Genomic DNA, 16,229 nt, shown 5'->3' on the forward strand with positions numbered 1-16,229 from the left:
CTTTATTCTAATAAAAAAAACCGCGCAAACGTTTGCTCTTCATATTCAAGCCCTGTTAGAATAGCGCCGTTTTCACATCCAACTTAAGTTCGAGGACTATCCCGTGAGTGGTAATACTTCTTCTCTAAGCTACAAAGACGCTGGTGTTGATATCGACGCAGGTAATGCACTAGTAGACCGTATTAAAGGTGCTGTTAAACGCACTCGTCGCCCTGAAGTAATGGGCGGTATTGGTGGCTTTGGCGCCCTATGTGAACTTCCAACGAAATACAAAGAGCCAGTACTTGTTTCAGGTACTGATGGTGTTGGTACTAAACTTCGCCTTGCTTTGGATCTGAAAAAACACGACACCATTGGTATCGACCTAGTGGCAATGTGTGTGAACGACCTAATCGTTCAAGGTGGTGAGCCTTTATTCTTCCTAGACTACTACGCAACAGGTAAGCTAGATGTAGATACAGCAGCAGACGTTGTTTCTGGTATTGCTGAAGGCTGTGTTCAAGCTGGCTGTGCACTAATCGGTGGTGAAACTGCTGAAATGCCAGGCATGTACGAAGGCGACGACTACGATGTAGCTGGCTTCTGTGTTGGTGTTGTAGAAAAAGCGGACATCATTGACGGCACTAAAGTAGCAGCAGGCGACGCACTTATCGCTGTTGGCTCAAGTGGTCCACACTCAAACGGTTACTCTTTAATTCGTAAAGTCCTAGAAGTTTCTGGTGCTGATAAGAGTGAAGAACTAGAAGGTCGCACTATCGGTGAGCACCTACTAGAACCAACTAAGATTTACATCAAATCGGCACTTAAGATGATTGCAGAGCATGACATTCATGCTATCTCACACATCACAGGTGGTGGTTTCTGGGAAAACATCCCACGCGTACTTCCTGAAGGTACTAAAGCAGTCATTGATGGCAAGAGCTGGGAATGGCCTGCTATCTTCAACTGGCTACAAGAGAAAGGTAACGTGGAGACATTCGAAATGTACCGCACTTTCAACTGTGGTGTAGGCCTAGTTGTTGCTCTACCTAAAGATCAAGCAGACGCTGCTGTTGAACTACTGAAAGCTGAAGGCGAAAACGCTTGGGTTATCGGTGAGATCGCAAACGCTGAAGCTGGCGAAGAGCAAGTTGAAATTAAATAAGTGATACGCTCACTTACTTAGTTAATCAATGAGGACCTAATGGTCCTCATTTTGCTATTTAGCCCGCAGAAAACCTTAGTTTATGTAGGTACATTGTAAACAATTCAGTTAATCAATCGTATGACCCACTCTATGAAAAACAATCACTCAAATAAAACCAGTCACTCCCAGAAAAACATCGTTGTGTTAGTTTCAGGAAGCGGAAGTAACTTACAGGCTATTTTAGATGCCTGCGATAGCGATATGATTGATGCATCGGTTAAAGCTGTCTTCTCAAACAAAGCAGAGGCTTTTGGATTAGAACGAGCGAAAACCGCAGGTGTTGACGCTCATTCAGTGAATCCAAAAGACTTTGGTTCACGTGAAGAGTTTGACCATGAATTGATGGTTCAGATCGATGCTTACCAGCCAGATTTAATCGTACTCGCTGGCTACATGCGAATCCTGAGTTCAGAGTTTGTTCGTCACTATGCAGGGAAAATGGTCAACATCCACCCTTCTCTGTTGCCGAAATACCCAGGCCTACACACCCACCAGCGTGCCATTGATGCGCAAGACAAAGAACACGGTACTAGCGTCCACTTTGTTACCGAGGAGCTCGATGGCGGCCCTGTGATCTTGCAAGCTAAGGTGCCGGTATTTGAAGATGATGATGCTGATATGTTGGCAAGCCGAGTGCTTACTCAAGAACACTGCATTTACCCTATGGTCTGTAAATGGTTCGCCGAAGATCGTTTATCAATGCTAAATGGGCAAGCTGTCTTAGACGGTAAGGCATTAGGTAAACACGGTTACGCAGAAGAGTAATTCTTCAGAAACTAAATCAAATCCAAAAAAAGACCGCTTACTGATTCATTAGTTCAGTAAGCGGTCTTTTTTATGAGGTTCAAATCATACTATTCGGGATACTTAGCTCAGCTCAATGGTTCAGTTGGCGCTTGGCTTGCTACCTTCTTCGGCGCATAAGCGACATCTTCCAATGCTTTATGATTGTTGCCTATCAGCTCACCAAAATGAAACAGCGCATATTCGCCCGGCTTCATTCTAAACCACTCTTCATTGTCTGTTAGAGGCTGGGTTGCCACCACTGTAACCACATCATTAGGTGTAGTTTCTTCTTGGAAGTTAATCTCAACATCTTCATCAATCAGGCTCGCTTTACCAAAAGGTGCGCGCCTTGTTATCCAGTACAAATGGTTGGTACAGAAGGTCATCACATACTCACCATCACTGAGTAACATGTTGAAAACGCCTTTCTCACGCAGCTTGTCACAACACTCAGCCACAAAGCGAAACATACCTTCCATATCTTGAGGTGGCTCAGGAAAACGCTCTTCGAGTTGTTTGAGTAACCAACAGAAAGAGAGCTCACTGTCTGTCTCGCCGACCGGTCTGAAACGACCACTGATCAGATCGTCGTAATCCGTTAATTGACCATTGTGAGCGAAGGTCCAGTATCGCCCCCAAAGCTCACGAGTAAAAGGGTGTGTATTTTCTAGATTAACACCACCACGGTTCGCTTGACGGATATGACTGACAACGGCTTGGCTTTTAATTGGGTAGTTTTGAACCAACTCAGCGATCTTAGATTCACAGCTAGGGTTAGGATCTTTAAATGTACGAAAACCCTTTCCCTCATAAAAGGTAATACCCCAGCCATCACGATGCGGGCCAGTGTTGCCTCCACGCTGCATAAGACCAGTAAAGCTAAAACAAATATCAGTTGGCACATTCGCGCTCATACCAAGCAATTCACACATGGTTTAATCTACTCCCTATTAAAACCAGCAGAGCCTAAGCTGTGCTTTAAATCTCTGTAAACGACTATTCCATTTCTTTTTCAACAAGTTGAATCACAATGTGGATGATCTTAATGTGAATCTCTTGGATGCGATCTGCGTAGCCAAAGTGTGGTACTCGGATTTCGATATCCGCACAACCCGCCATTTTACCGCCATCTTTACCCGTCAATGCAATCGTCTTCATGCCTTTCGCTTGAGCCGCTTCAATCGCTTTTAGAATATTGGCAGAGTTACCTGAAGTCGACAGACCGAACAACACATCACCTTTACGACCCACCGCTTCTACATAGCGAGAAAACACGTGGTCGTAGCCAAAATCATTACTCACACAAGATAAGTGGCTAGGGTCTGAAATCGCAATGCCAGCGTAGCCCGGGCGATTTTCACGGTATCGGCCTGTTAGCTCTTCCGCGAAGTGCATCGCATCACAGTGTGAGCCACCGTTACCACAAGAAAGCACTTTGCCTTCTTGTTTGAATGAGTCAGCAATCAGTTTTGCAGCCGCTTCAATTTGAGCAATGTTGTGATCATCACTCAAGAACTTGTTAAGAACGTCAGCAGCTTCGTTCAATTCACTTTTGATTAGGTCTTGGTACATAAGGCTTATCTCTTATATTTTTTTACGCAACTTAAGGTACGTGAAATGAGAGCTGAGGGTTTTTCCCTCTTTATAGCTGAGTTTACCCACAAACATGAAATAGTGTCGACACTTAAGCCCAAAGATTGCCACCTTAATTAACTTGTCGTTGTAAATCCGTCCAAATATTCGCCACCAACCTCTCACAATTAGAATTTTAACTCTATTGAGATCACTTTTTACTCACCTTGGAGTTTTACAAATATTTAATATTTTGTTTACACTTGACTGGTTAGACCTCTTACCTAAAACTTAATAACAATAAGTGATCTCTGAAAAGGAAATCGATCATGAACATATTGCTCTCCCTACTCGGCATGACCGCCATCTTAGGCGTCTGTCTTTACCATAGAGTTAGTCTGGTACGTGCATTAGTTGTATTAACCGGCGCAATGGTAGCATTAACACTGCTTGGCGGCGTGGCTGTTACTGGCTGGCTTTGCTATCTATTAGCCGTTGCGATCTTTGCTGTACCGACCATTCGTCAGACACTGATCAGCCAAAAAGCACTCTCTTTATTTAAGAAAGTTCTACCGGCGATGTCTCAGACAGAAAAAGAAGCACTAGAAGCTGGCACAGTATGGTGGGAAGCAGAGCTGTTCAAAGGCAAACCTGAATGGAAGAAGCTTCAGAACATTGCTGATCCGAAGCTCTCTGAAGCTGAGCAAGCGTTTTTAGATGGCCCAGTAAATACCGTGTGTGAAATGGTCAATGATTACCAAGTGACACATGAGCTTGCTGATTTGCCACCAGAAGTATGGCAATACCTGAAAGACCATAAATTCTTCGCCATGATCATCAAGAAAAAATACGGCGGCTTAGAGTTCTCAGCTTACGCTCAATCTTTGGTTCTACAGAAGCTAACGGGCGTTTCTAGTGTATTGTCATCGACGGTTGGCGTACCTAACTCATTAGGCCCTGGTGAACTTTTACAACACTACGGAACAGAAGAACAAAGAAACCACTACCTGCCTCGCTTAGCGGAAGGTAAAGAGATCCCTTGTTTTGCTCTGACTAGCCCAGAAGCCGGTTCAGATGCAGGCTCTATCCCAGATTACGGTGTGGTATGTAAAGGCGACTGGCAAGGCGAAGAAGTACTTGGCATGCGCCTAACTTGGAACAAGCGTTACATCACTCTCGCGCCTGTCGCGACGGTATTAGGCTTAGCTTTTAAACTTCGTGACCCGGATGGCCTGCTTGGTGATCAAAAAGATCTTGGTATCACTTGTGCGCTTATCCCAACGGATTTAAAAGGCGTAGAGATTGGCAACCGCCACTTCCCACTAAACGTACCTTTCCAAAATGGCCCGACGCAAGGCGACGATATCTTCGTGCCTATCGATTTCATCATTGGCGGTCAGAAAATGGCCGGTCAAGGCTGGCGTATGCTGGTTGAGTGCCTGTCGGTTGGTCGTGGTATCACACTGCCTTCAAATTCAACTGGTGGCATCAAGTCTGCCGCGCTTGCAACTGGCGCTTACGCTCGTATCCGCCGTCAGTTCAAACAGCCTATTGGCCGCATGGAAGGGGTTGAAGAGCCACTTGCACGCCTTGCAGGTAACGCTTATGTAATGGACGCTGCAAGTAACCTAACCGTTGCGGGCATCGACCTTGGTGAAAAGCCTTCGGTTATCTCTGCAATCGTTAAGTACCACTGTACTCACCGTGGCCAGCGCAGCATCATTGATGCGATGGATATCGTCGGTGGTAAAGGCATTTGTTTAGGCCCATCGAACTTCCTAGCTCGTGGCTACCAAGGCTCGCCTATCGCGATTACGGTTGAAGGCGCAAACATCCTGACTCGTTCAATGATCATCTATGGTCAAGGTGCGATTCGCTGTCACCCTTACGTACTGAACGAAATGGAAGCGGCTTATTCTGAAAGCAGCGATGCGCTTGATAAGTTTGATTCAGCGTTAGCAGGGCACGTTAGCTTTACGATGAGCAACCTAGTCCGCAGCTTGTGGTTTGGTTTAACCGATGGTCGTGGTTCTGATGCGCCAACACCTTCAAATAAAACAGATAAACAGACACAGCGTTACTACCAACAGCTAAACCGCTACAGTGCAAACCTAGCGCTACTGTCTGATATTTCAATGGCAGTTCTAGGCGGATCACTGAAGCGTAGAGAACGTTTATCAGCAAGACTGGGTGATATCTTAAGTCAACTTTACCTCGGTTCAGCAACGTTGAAGCGCTTTGAAAGTGAAGGCAGCCACGCTGAAGATCTACCGTTAGTACATTGGGGGATGCAAGATAGCTTACGTCAGACTGAAGTGGCGATTGATGAATTCTTAGCGAACTTCCCTAACCCTGTGATTGGTCGTCTGCTTCGTGTTGTGCTAATGCCATTTGGTCGTATCCGTCGTGCTCCAAACGACAAGCTCGATAGCAAAGTTGCGCACATTCTACAAACACCAAGCGAAACACGCTCTCGTATAGGTCGCGGCCAATACCTAGAAGCGACGGAATACAACCCAGTAGGTAAGATTGAAAAAGCGCTAGAAGTGATTCTTCAAGCTGAACCTCTGTTCGACAAAGTCTGCAAAGAGACACACCAAAAGCGCGCTTTCTTACGACTAGACCTTGTGGCTCAATTAGGGTTAGAGAAAGGCATCTTAACGCAAGAAGAGGCAGTTCTGCTGATTAGCGCCGAGGAACATAGACTGTACACGATTAACGTTGACGACTTCTCTCCAGAGGAGCTTGCAGCAAAGTCTCAGTACCCAGACCAATCGATTGATAACGTCGCTTAAGGTTAGAAAAAGAAACAAAAACGGGACTCCTATGAGTCCCGTTTTTTTTGTTCATGACATCGTTGTCACAAATTTTAATGCTTTATCTAGCGGCTTATTCTCTCTAGACAATCTAATCATCTAAGCGAGTTACTTGGGCGCCTTGAGCTGCATCTCAGGTAACGCTTTTTTCTTCGCCTTGACCTTACGAACCACAAACCAAATCAATAAGCCCAATAGAATAGCGACCACATTACCCACCGCAATAATGATCATACTGCGCTGTCTGTCATCTTCACGTTTTTGAAGGATCATCAACTCTGTTGCGATACGCTTCTGTTCAGCAAGAGCTTCTTCTTGAAGACGTCGTGACTCTGCTAAGTCGATATCTTCAACAACGCTGTACGACTGCTCGGTAATTGGAAAAATCAGCGGGCGCTGACTTGAAGCATCAGTGGCATAAACCATCCCTGACCAATTATAAATTCCTAAATCGCCATTATAAGGCACCTCTAAAGCGACTTTCATTGCGTCGACTTCAGCTTGCCCCTGCTTGTACATCACATATTCATCAGGAGCCTTGTGCTCAACATGAACCGCTAACGAGCTCGGTGCGATCATCCCCTGTTCACCAGACACCACAATAGTATGAGGTAAACCCTCTTTTCGTGATTGAATGAAGGTGCTAGTGATCGGTGTTGGGTAAACCAAGACTTCTTGCTCTTGCGCTCGCAGGAACACGCCATTACCAGAGGTAATACGCGCTCGGTATTTACCGGGCTCGATATCAATTGGCAAAGAGACAGTGAACACACCATCTCCGGCCTTTTCATCAAGATCAGCGCCATCATCGGCAAACTCGCCCATCACAACCGGCACCGGGCGCGCTTCTCTCACCAAAGACTCTTCGTTTTCAACAAACTTAGTAAAGGTAACCTTAAGCTTCACGCGATCGAGAAAATCGCGCAGCACCAGCGGCTTGCCATCAGAAGTCAGTCGAGCGGTAAATTTGATGCGCTCTGTTTGATACAACTTATCTGGGAACTCATTAGCATCCAAAACAAGATGAGACAGCAGCTTGATATTGTTCTTAGGGGAAACTTTACCTATCGCTTGCCAAGGGCCGGGCATCGGATTGTCGATAGAGATAATGTCCATGGACGATTCTTCGTACCAACGGACATTATCAGCATTGCGCCAAGAGTAGTATTTCTTGCCATCAGGGCGAACCAAAACGACAGGTTTAGAGTTATCGGCTCGATAAATCACAAAGGTGACTTGTTCAATACTGGAATCAACTCGAAAACGGTTGTCCAATAAACTCATAACGGATTCTGTTGCTGCATGTAAGCCAAAACTTAACAGCAATAAGCAACCGGTAGCCAATACCCTTAACATACTTTCTCCCTACTGACGCCAGAGGCAGCTTCCGCTTTTCTCGACGAGATCTAAACGACTTTGATGCGCTTCTACTTCATCGGCCGTAGCTCGTAAAACCTTTAGGGATTTTCGACCACTTTCTACTCTTCGTATGCTTTCGGCTTCACCTTCCTGTTGACCAGCGTTAAATTGCAGCGAAGTTTGACCACCCGTCATCAATAAGTAGACGTCGGCTAGGATCTCCGCATCGAGCAATGCGCCGTGGAGAGTGCGGTGCGAGTTATCGATACCGTAACGGTCACATAAGATATCTAGGTTGTTTCTTTTACCTGGGAATATCTTCTTCGCCATTGCCAAGGTATCGGTAACTTTACAGTAGTCATCCGTTTTACCTATCGCTGGGTTGAGCTTCTCAAACTCATAGTCCATGAAGCCCGTATCGAAGGGCGCGTTATGAGCCACCAGCTCCGCACCTTTGATAAAGTCGAGAAACTCTTTATGAATGTCTTGGTATTCAGGCTTATCAATCAAGAATTCATCGGTAATACCGTGAACGCCAATCGCCTCTTCTTGAATCGCACGATCGGGCTTGATGTAGACGTGGAAATGACGCCCGGTCAGCCTACGGTTGATGATCTCTACTGCACCAATTTCAACGATGCGGTGACCCATATAGTGAGGGCCACCTTCTGTATTCATACCGGTGGTTTCGGTATCGAGTACAACAATGCGCTTATTTTCGTTCGAACTGTTTTTTTCGTTCGTGCTTTGTTCTGGAGTGCTACTGGTATTCATAAGGATAACTGTGTCAGACTATGCCGATAATGTGCTTGAGGTAATAGTATCAAATCATGACGAAACAAGTTGAAATTTTCACTGATGGTTCTTGTTTAGGCAACCCTGGTCCCGGCGGCTATGGCATCGTACTTCGCTACAAAAAAGTCGAGAAGACGCTAGCAGAAGGTTTCACGCTAACAACCAATAACCGTATGGAAATGCTCGCCGCTGTCGTGGCTCTGCAAACCCTCAAAGAACCTTGCTCTGTGATTCTGACAACAGATAGCCAATACGTGCGTCAAGGCATCACACAGTGGATTCATAACTGGAAAAAGCGTGACTGGAAAACAGCCGACAAGAAACCGGTTAAAAATGCCGATCTGTGGCAAAGGCTCGATAAAGAAACCGCTCGCCATAGCGTTGATTGGCGCTGGGTAAAAGGACACGCGGGACACAGAGAAAACGAAATGTGTGATGATTTAGCGCGAAATGCAGCGGAGAATCCGACTCTAGAAGATACGGGCTATCAACCAAGCTAATCGTCTTTTTAATTAGACGCACATTTCAGAAAGCGATTTATAATTTCTTAAACTAATTGACAATTTCTCAATCGAATTGATAGATGAAAAGCCGACAACTAATCGGCTTTTTCTGTTTTTAGCGGATATGACGCTTTGGCTGAATCCATTGTACGGCGCGTATTGGTTCTAAAACTTGCCCCAACAGGCGAGAAACGTCGCTTGAGGTGCCAATGTGGTTTGATGGGTTTTAGCGGGTAAGTACGCTTACGAGCAACAATAAAGTATTGGCTTCCGGCGAAGGATGCACAACCACCTAAGCTGTTCTCCAACCACGTCCACATCGCTTGATACTTACTCATCGGAAACAGCGCGTAGGTGTCACAATGAATTACTTCATAGTTAAGTACACCTAACCAGTCTTTAATTCGACTTGGCGTGTACATACGCCCACTCCAAGGCAAGCTGTTCTTTCGCCAAGGCATCAAACTGGCAAGCCCAGTGACACTGATTGGGTTGAAGCCCGTGATAATGATATAGCCATCGTCCATCATCACTCGGTCGACTTCTCTCAATAAGCGATGCGGGTCATTGCTATAATCTAGCTGATGACTCAGTACTACAACATCAAAGCTTTTCTCCAAAAAGGGTAAATTATAGCCATCCGCTATCACATTATGTAATGGGTTCTGGATATCTAGGTTTACTTGATGTTGAATGTTGCATGTGCAGCTAGAAATCTCACTACTGAGGCCACCGAGCTTGAGCATATGGTAACCAAATAGCTTTGGGCACCACTCATCGAGTCGAGTTTGAATAGATTCTCTCAACCAGTCCCCATTGTGCAATTGCGCCCAAGTGTAAGGACGTTCAAACTTCTTTCTGCTACGTGCTGGCTTCATCAATAATCTGTCTCACTTATTCTGTCGCACTAATAGTGACTGGAGAACCAATAATGTTACATATCAAAAGCATACCTGCATTTAACGACAATTACATCTGGCTGATTCAAAATAGCGATCGCCGTTGTGCTGTCGTCGACCCTGGTGATGCGGCTCCAGTATTAGAGTACTTGGCACACCATGAGCTAACTTTAGATGCAATCTTGATTACACACCACCACCACGATCACATTGGTGGTGTTCCAGAACTCGTTAGACAATTTCCCGGCGTGGATGTTGTCGGTCCAAGGAATGAACCTATCCCTACCTTAACTCATCCGGTCGATGATGGTGATCAATTAGAACTGTTTGGCGAAGTATTCCTCGTCCTAGGGCTCAGTGGCCATACTGCGGGTCATATTGGTTATGTGGGCGATGCCAAACTGTTTTGTGGTGATGTGTTGTTCTCTGCGGGCTGTGGCCGAATCATGGAAGGCACACCACAACAGATGTTCGATGCACTGAATAAGATCACGGCTCTGCCTCAAGAAACCGAAGTTTATTGTGCACATGAGTACACTGCAGCCAATATCGCTTTCGCATTAGCCGTAGAGCCTGATAACCAACATTTGCAGCAATATCGCGACCAAGTGAACCGACTTCGCGCTCAAAATAAGTCGACCATCCCCACAAATTTGAGACAAGAGAAGTTTGTGAACCCCTTCCTGCGCTATACCGAGCCAAGTGTAGTGAAATCAGTGTCTAATCGCACCGAGCAGACCGATCCTTTATCGGTATTCACCGCTTTACGTGCGTGGAAGAACGAATTTTAACAAATACAGACTTGTCACTCATAGGGGGTGGCAAGTATTATCATCGGCCGTTAATTAAAAAGGCTGTAACATGCGAGTTAAGTACAGCTGGGCTTTGGTATTACTACTTTCTGGTTGCCAATTAACTCAGTCAGAGAATCCAGACCAAGCTTCCGAGCAAACCAACACATCTCCTACTAAAGAAGTTTCTCAAGCGAACGTTTCATCAGAAGCAACAGCCAAAGAAGATCAAAAAGTTGAAGCACCTGTCGTTACTCCACAAACACAAGAAGATGTTTGGAAACGCATTGCGATGCAACTTGAAATGGAAGTGCCAGACCAAAAGAAGGTCGACTACTACCGAACTTGGTATCTCAAGCACCCGAGTCATCTAAAAACAGTATCAAAGCGTGCTGAACCTTTCTTGTATCTGATCACGACTAAGATTGAAGAAAAAGGCTTACCACTAGAATTGGCACTACTACCCGTTGTAGAAAGCTCTTTCGATGCATTTGCCTACTCTCATGGCAGTGCTGCTGGTCTATGGCAATTCATTTCAGGCACTGGCAAAGACTACGGGCTTGAACAGAACTTTTGGTATGACGGCCGCCGCGATGTTGCCGCCTCTACCGACGCCGCATTGGACTTCCTCTCAGATCTTAACCGACGTTTCGATGGCGACTGGAATCATGCGATTGCTGCCTATAACAGTGGTGGTGGTCGAGTAAACAGCGCAATCCGCAAGAACAAGAAGCTTGGCAAGCCAATCGACTTTTTCTCTTTGGACTTACCAAAAGAGACCAGCAGCTATGTACCTAAACTGCTTGCTCTAGCAGATGTCATTGCCAACCAAGAAAAGTATGGCATCGATATTCCGGCGATCCCGAATAAGCCAGTGCTGACTCTGGTTAACCCTGAAGAACAGCTTGATTTAGCCATTGCTGCGAACTACGCAGGCATTCCTGTCAAAGAACTTCAAGGTTACAACCCGGCTTACAACCAATGGGCAACGGCACCAGAGAAACACCAACAACTATTACTTCCTTTAGATTCAGTTGAGAAATTCAACAAAGAAGTCGCTGCCAATAAAGGCAAAGGCATGAAGTTGGTGCGTTACAAGGTTCAATCTGGTGACAGCATTAGCGTACTGGCAAGCAAATATAACACCACCAGCAAAGTGATCCGCTCTGCAAACGGTTTGAGCAACAACAATATTCGTATTGGCCAGCACTTACTTATCCCAACATCCACCAAAGACGACAAGACATACGCCCTAAGCGCCTCAAACCGCCTAGCAAGCACACAGTCGAAGAGTCGTGGTCAATATAAGCTCAGCCATACTGTAAGAAGTGGTGACAGCCTATGGACGATTGCACGCGCAAATAAGGTCTCTCATCAATCACTGGCTAAGTGGAATGGCATGGGACCACGCGACACGCTTAGAGTTGGTCAAGAACTGGTCATTTGGAAGAACGGCTCAGACGGCGCCATCATCCGTACGATCTTTTATAACGTAAGATCAGGTGACACAGTCAGCGGTATTGCATCAAAGTTCAAAGTAAAAAGTACAGATGTTGTAAAATGGAACACTTTGCAGAACAAAAAATACCTACAGCCAGGACAAAAACTGAAGCTGTATGTTGATGTAACTAAGGTAAGTGTATGAACCCGTCAAGTAACCCACTCGTCATGCTGTTGGATATATTCCGTTCGCCAACAGCTTGTTTCTTAGCGCTTTATCAACGAAGTGCTTGGGGATGGCAACCCTACGTCGTATTAATGCTCAGCCCATTTTTGTTTTGGGGTGCTTATTTTTCGAATGTAGATTTTGCATGGTTAAGTGCAGAGCTCTCGCAGCAACTGGCTCAAACGAACCCTGACCAATTGGCGTTACTTGACAGCAATACCTTACTCGCAAGTGAAATCATCAGCGACGTATTTGGCCGAACATTAACCATCGTTCTATTGGCATTCTGGTTTAACCTAGCAACCAAGCCAAGCCAACATCAGCACAGCTTTTGGCGATGGTTTGCAGCGGCATCGGTTGTTATATTCCCAGCTGTTTTAGGTGATGTAGCAAGCTACGCAAGCCTGATACTCAAGCATGGACATGTGATGAACTACGCTGCCGACTTGAACAGCTTAAATGGCTTGATCAAGTTACCGCTAACTAATGATTGGTCACAGTTTGCTAGCTCATTACCACTGCTTCTGCCATGGTACATCGTGCTAGGTTATGCTGCGGTATTAACGTGGACTGAGTTTGAACGCGGGCAAGCGCTTGTGATTTCAGGCTTACCATGGGTTGGCTACTACCTAATCTGGGCGCTCTACATTTTAATCTTTTAAGTAGAAGAGATAAGGCTAGCGAAGACTCTCTAGCCTTAAAGGTCACTCGCATAGGGTTATGATCAGAAGCGTCCGTAATGGGCGCTTTTGCTTTTTCTACCTCTAGCCCTCGATAGAACACATGGTCGAGCACCAGTCCTGTAATGAACTGAGTTCTGTTATCTGGCTCAAAGGCAACTTCCGTCAAACCAACCTTCTCCAACGCATCTTTCAATACAGCAAAGCGAGCTTCACTCCAGCTATTAAAGTCCCCAGCAAAAATAACCGGCCCACGATACTTTTGCAGATTGTCAGTTAAGCTCTTGAGCTGAGCCTCGTAATCTTCCGTACCAAAGGTAAAGTTCACAGCGTGGATATTAATCACAGCCAGCTCTTCGCCATTGTTTAGTTGGTAACGCGACCAAAGCGCCGATTTAGGCAGTTGAAGCCAAGGTTCTTCATGAGTATAAGCACAAGCTTCGATCGGTAAATGGGTTGCTAGGTTGAGTACCCCAGCACTTTGCTCAAAGGCCTCAAACGCATTAACACGTGTGCTTCCCCACTGTCCGCTCATTACCCATTGGCGAAGTCCTTCTGTCATACTAGCTTCTTGCAGCAAGACTAAATCGCTACCTGCCGACAGCTTATTTAACTCACTCTGCCAATTATTTCGGTTTTGCTTGTAGATATTCCACACCGTAATGTCTAAGCCATCAGACACATCAATCGCTTTCGGTGCAGAGTTTTGGTAGCAACTGTAGATGTCGTTACTGGTACTTTGAGAGGAAATGATCAGGTTGGGTTTATTCGGGATCACGAAGATAAAATGAAAACTAACGACAGCAAGCGTTATCAATAACGTGATAACAATGGTGGTTTTCTTAAACATACAGCACCCTACCAGAGATGAAAAAGGAGCGATAAACGCTCCTTTTAGGGTAATAGTTTTTTTATACGGCGTCTTCGTCTTCTTCGCCAGTACGAATACGTACCACACGTTCAACTTCAGTAATGAAGATCTTACCGTCACCAATTTTACCTGTTTGAGCCGTCTCAATGATGGTATCAACACATTGGTCAGCCACTTCGTCGGTCACAACGATTTCTAGTTTCACTTTAGGTAAAAAGTCGACCATGTACTCTGCGCCGCGGTATAGCTCAGTATGACCTTTTTGACGTCCAAAGCCTTTAACTTCAGATACTGTCATACCCGTAATACCCACTTCTGCAAGTGCTTCACGTACATCATCAAGTTTGAATGGCTTGATAATGGCTTCAATCTTTTTCATGTTCATCCCTTAAACTGTGCGAATGGCTCATTATCGGTTAGCTATAGTAAACATTCAATGAAAAAAGCCAGAGCTTTAAAGCTCTGGCTCGAAATTTATCATCTTGTTTAACCAGCGCTTTGAGAAGGTTTTACTTAAGGCTTGCGTAGTAAGCGGCTAGATTCGCGATGTCTTCATCACTCAGCATTGAAGCTTGAGCCTGCATTACAGCGGCCAAACCGCCGGTGCGCTGGCCATTCTTATAGGCCTTAATTGATGAAGCGATGTATTGCTCGTTTTGACCTTTAAGGTTTGGATAGCCAGGGATCACTGCGATACCGTCTGCACCATGACATGCCGCACAGATTGCTGCTTTAGCTTGACCCGCAGCAACATCAGCCGCCAGAGCGTTACCACTCAATAGTCCAAATCCAAGAACTAATCCTAGTGTAATTTTCTTCATTGCATATTCCATTAATTATTTTTATTAAAGTGACGGTGAATTGTGACATAAACTTTTTCTACTTGCTCCAAAGCGCTTCACAATCTTGACCTTCGTAGTTTTTATCTACGAATAAGCCTAAAACAGCGATCACTCGATCGCCATCCATTAATATCGGCGTTCTGCGTCTTAACCAACTGGGTACTTGGTACTCTTGAAACAACTTCTTAAGCTTCCTGCTATGACCGCGCCCAACAGGGTGTGCTGACAATCCCTCAGGGTTAAATATCACTCGCAGTGTTCCTCTCGTTGTGTTGAGACTAAAATGTTGCGCATCACAGTGGTTAGATACACCATCACTCGCCGCTGAAGTTAAGTGTAGTTCCCCTAAACCGTCAGGCAAAACTAAGCTCTCTTCCATCGAGATATCACTTTGCCAGTTCGACAAGTCTTTGGTCTCTTTGACGACATAGAGCTGATGATTAAAACGTCTAACCTCAACCTCATTCAACACCAGCTTAGGGTTGGCGTCTGCCTGAGCACATGCCACCTCATCCCATATAAGTTTGAGCTGCTTTTGGCTCGGCATCGGTTGATTACAGCGGCTCAGCCACATTCTTAATAAGCGTGCACGCAGTAAATCAGAGTGCTGAGATAATACCTCAATACTTAAGCTGTGCTTCTCAGTCAAAGCTTGTTGTAAGTGAGATTCTAACAACTCATCCAACAGTAACTCTTGCTCTGCACATAGCTGAGCACTACGACTGACCGATTCTCGAAAACTAGGCCAACGCTCGGTCAGTGTCGGAGTGACTTGATGACGAATAAAATTACGGTCAAAGCGAACGTCTTGATTACTCTCATCTTCTATCCAAGTTAAAGCCATATCGCGCGCCGCCCCTTCAATATCCGTTCTCGTCACCGACAGCAGTGGGCGAACGATATGAGCACCTGAAAATGGCATCACTTTCGCCATTGAAGAGAGCCCTTTCGGACCACTGCCACGCTTAAGAGCTAACAAGAAGGTCTCGACTTGGTCATCGATGTGCTGGCCTGTCACTAACACATCACCTTGTCTAATATGCTTTTTAAGGGCTTGGTATCGCGCGTCTCGAGCCAGCTTTTCAACGCTTTCTCCACGGCTAATATCTAGCGAGACTCGTTCAATGAACAAGGATACCGACACAGCATCACACCATGTTTTGCACTGCTCTGCCCAATAATCAGCATTGTTGCTTAAGCCGTGGTGAACATGTACCGCACAGCAATCGATGTGATGGGACTTAGCGAATTGGGCAGCCAACTCCAACAACACTCGTGAATCGACACCACCACTGAAAGCGACGATCAACCGACAAGGCTTAAGCGCGCTTTGATCAAGTACAGATGTGAAGGTATCAATTAAGTGTGTCATGAGGCTAATAAACCAAGAGATCGTGTGTTAAGGGATAATGTTTTAATAATAAAAAAGGGTTGGCACTGAGTCCAACCCTTTCATCATTTGT

Annotated in this window: 15 protein-coding genes and 1 pseudogene; 7 read left to right on the top strand and 9 right to left on the bottom strand. The window is 45.5% G+C overall.

What is annotated here, in order from left to right; all coding sequences use genetic code 11:
* Positions 1-103: 103 nt before the first annotated feature.
* The gene (purM, locus tag AB6E54_RS10865) at positions 104-1,144 is read left to right on the top strand and encodes a phosphoribosylformylglycinamidine cyclo-ligase (protein WP_008222945.1); all 1,041 of its coding nucleotides are present in this window, start codon (positions 104-106) and stop codon (positions 1,142-1,144) included.
* Between the two features lie 132 nt (positions 1,145-1,276).
* On the top strand, positions 1,277-1,951 hold the full coding sequence (purN, locus tag AB6E54_RS10870) for a phosphoribosylglycinamide formyltransferase (protein ID WP_102333440.1): 675 nt from the start codon (positions 1,277-1,279) through the stop codon (positions 1,949-1,951).
* A 107-nt stretch (positions 1,952-2,058) separates the two neighbouring features.
* Here the strand turns inward: purN and AB6E54_RS10875 are convergent, their stop codons facing one another.
* Both AB6E54_RS10875 and lpcA read right to left on the bottom strand, forming a co-directional pair.
* Positions 2,059-2,904, bottom strand: a complete 846-nt coding sequence (locus tag AB6E54_RS10875; protein ID WP_102333435.1) for a class II glutamine amidotransferase — start codon at positions 2,902-2,904, stop codon at positions 2,059-2,061.
* Between the two features lie 64 nt (positions 2,905-2,968).
* Entirely contained in the window at positions 2,969-3,544 is a 576-nt protein-coding gene (lpcA, locus tag AB6E54_RS10880) for a D-sedoheptulose 7-phosphate isomerase (protein WP_017063379.1), read from the bottom strand.
* A gap of 329 nt (positions 3,545-3,873) precedes the next feature.
* Between lpcA and fadE the strand changes: the two genes are divergently transcribed.
* On the top strand, positions 3,874-6,339 hold the full coding sequence (gene fadE / locus AB6E54_RS10885) for an acyl-CoA dehydrogenase FadE (protein ID WP_017060720.1): 2,466 nt from the start codon (positions 3,874-3,876) through the stop codon (positions 6,337-6,339).
* A 129-nt stretch (positions 6,340-6,468) separates the two neighbouring features.
* On the opposite strand, the gene AB6E54_RS10890 is transcribed toward fadE, so the two are convergent.
* Together AB6E54_RS10890 and dnaQ are read right to left on the bottom strand one after the other, a co-directional pair.
* Entirely contained in the window at positions 6,469-7,716 is a 1,248-nt protein-coding gene (locus tag AB6E54_RS10890; RefSeq protein ID WP_136978527.1) for a TIGR03503 family protein, read from the bottom strand.
* A 9-nt stretch (positions 7,717-7,725) separates the two neighbouring features.
* Positions 7,726-8,493, bottom strand: coding sequence for a DNA polymerase III subunit epsilon (gene dnaQ / locus AB6E54_RS10895; protein ID WP_017060722.1), 768 nt, complete (start codon positions 8,491-8,493; stop codon positions 7,726-7,728).
* A gap of 56 nt (positions 8,494-8,549) precedes the next feature.
* Between dnaQ and rnhA the strand changes: the two genes are divergently transcribed.
* Entirely contained in the window at positions 8,550-9,014 is a 465-nt protein-coding gene (gene rnhA / locus AB6E54_RS10900) for a ribonuclease HI (protein WP_372106396.1), read from the top strand.
* 98 nt (positions 9,015-9,112) lie between these two features.
* On the opposite strand, the gene AB6E54_RS10905 is transcribed toward rnhA, so the two are convergent.
* Positions 9,113-9,895: a class I SAM-dependent methyltransferase gene (locus AB6E54_RS10905; protein WP_017060724.1), complete on the bottom strand. Its 783-nt coding sequence runs from the start codon at positions 9,893-9,895 to the stop codon at positions 9,113-9,115.
* A 53-nt stretch (positions 9,896-9,948) separates the two neighbouring features.
* Between AB6E54_RS10905 and gloB the strand changes: the two genes are divergently transcribed.
* From gloB to AB6E54_RS10920, 3 genes are all read left to right on the top strand, one after another.
* Complete coding sequence (gene gloB / locus AB6E54_RS10910) at positions 9,949-10,707, top strand: hydroxyacylglutathione hydrolase (protein ID WP_017060725.1); 759 nt, start codon at positions 9,949-9,951, stop codon at positions 10,705-10,707.
* Positions 10,708-10,777: 70 nt separating this feature from the next.
* Positions 10,778-12,352: a LysM peptidoglycan-binding domain-containing protein gene (locus AB6E54_RS10915; protein WP_017063374.1), complete on the top strand. Its 1,575-nt coding sequence runs from the start codon at positions 10,778-10,780 to the stop codon at positions 12,350-12,352.
* Positions 12,349-13,035 (top strand): YIP1 family protein, encoded by a 687-nt coding sequence (locus tag AB6E54_RS10920; RefSeq protein ID WP_017060727.1) that lies wholly within the window; start codon positions 12,349-12,351, stop codon positions 13,033-13,035. Before AB6E54_RS10915 ends, AB6E54_RS10920 begins: the two co-directional genes overlap by 4 nt.
* A 28-nt stretch (positions 13,036-13,063) precedes the next feature.
* Here AB6E54_RS10920 and AB6E54_RS10925 read toward each other — a convergent pair.
* From AB6E54_RS10925 to tilS, 4 genes and pseudogenes are all read right to left on the bottom strand, one after another.
* Positions 13,064-13,903, bottom strand: a pseudogene (locus tag AB6E54_RS10925) (endonuclease/exonuclease/phosphatase family protein); the annotation flags it as partial.
* Positions 13,904-13,964: 61 nt separating this feature from the next.
* Positions 13,965-14,303, bottom strand: coding sequence for a nitrogen regulatory protein P-II (gene glnB, locus AB6E54_RS10930; RefSeq protein WP_017063373.1), 339 nt, complete (start codon positions 14,301-14,303; stop codon positions 13,965-13,967).
* A 130-nt stretch (positions 14,304-14,433) separates the two neighbouring features.
* Complete coding sequence (locus AB6E54_RS10935; protein ID WP_170791809.1) at positions 14,434-14,757, bottom strand: cytochrome c; 324 nt, start codon at positions 14,755-14,757, stop codon at positions 14,434-14,436.
* Positions 14,758-14,803: 46 nt separating this feature from the next.
* On the bottom strand, positions 14,804-16,138 hold the full coding sequence (tilS, locus tag AB6E54_RS10940; protein ID WP_372098325.1) for a tRNA lysidine(34) synthetase TilS: 1,335 nt from the start codon (positions 16,136-16,138) through the stop codon (positions 14,804-14,806).
* Between the last annotated feature and the right edge of the window lie 91 nt (positions 16,139-16,229).

Source organism: Vibrio sp. 10N.247.311.49, from assembly GCF_041467655.1.
Taxonomy (GTDB): domain Bacteria; phylum Pseudomonadota; class Gammaproteobacteria; order Enterobacterales; family Vibrionaceae; genus Vibrio; species Vibrio crassostreae_C.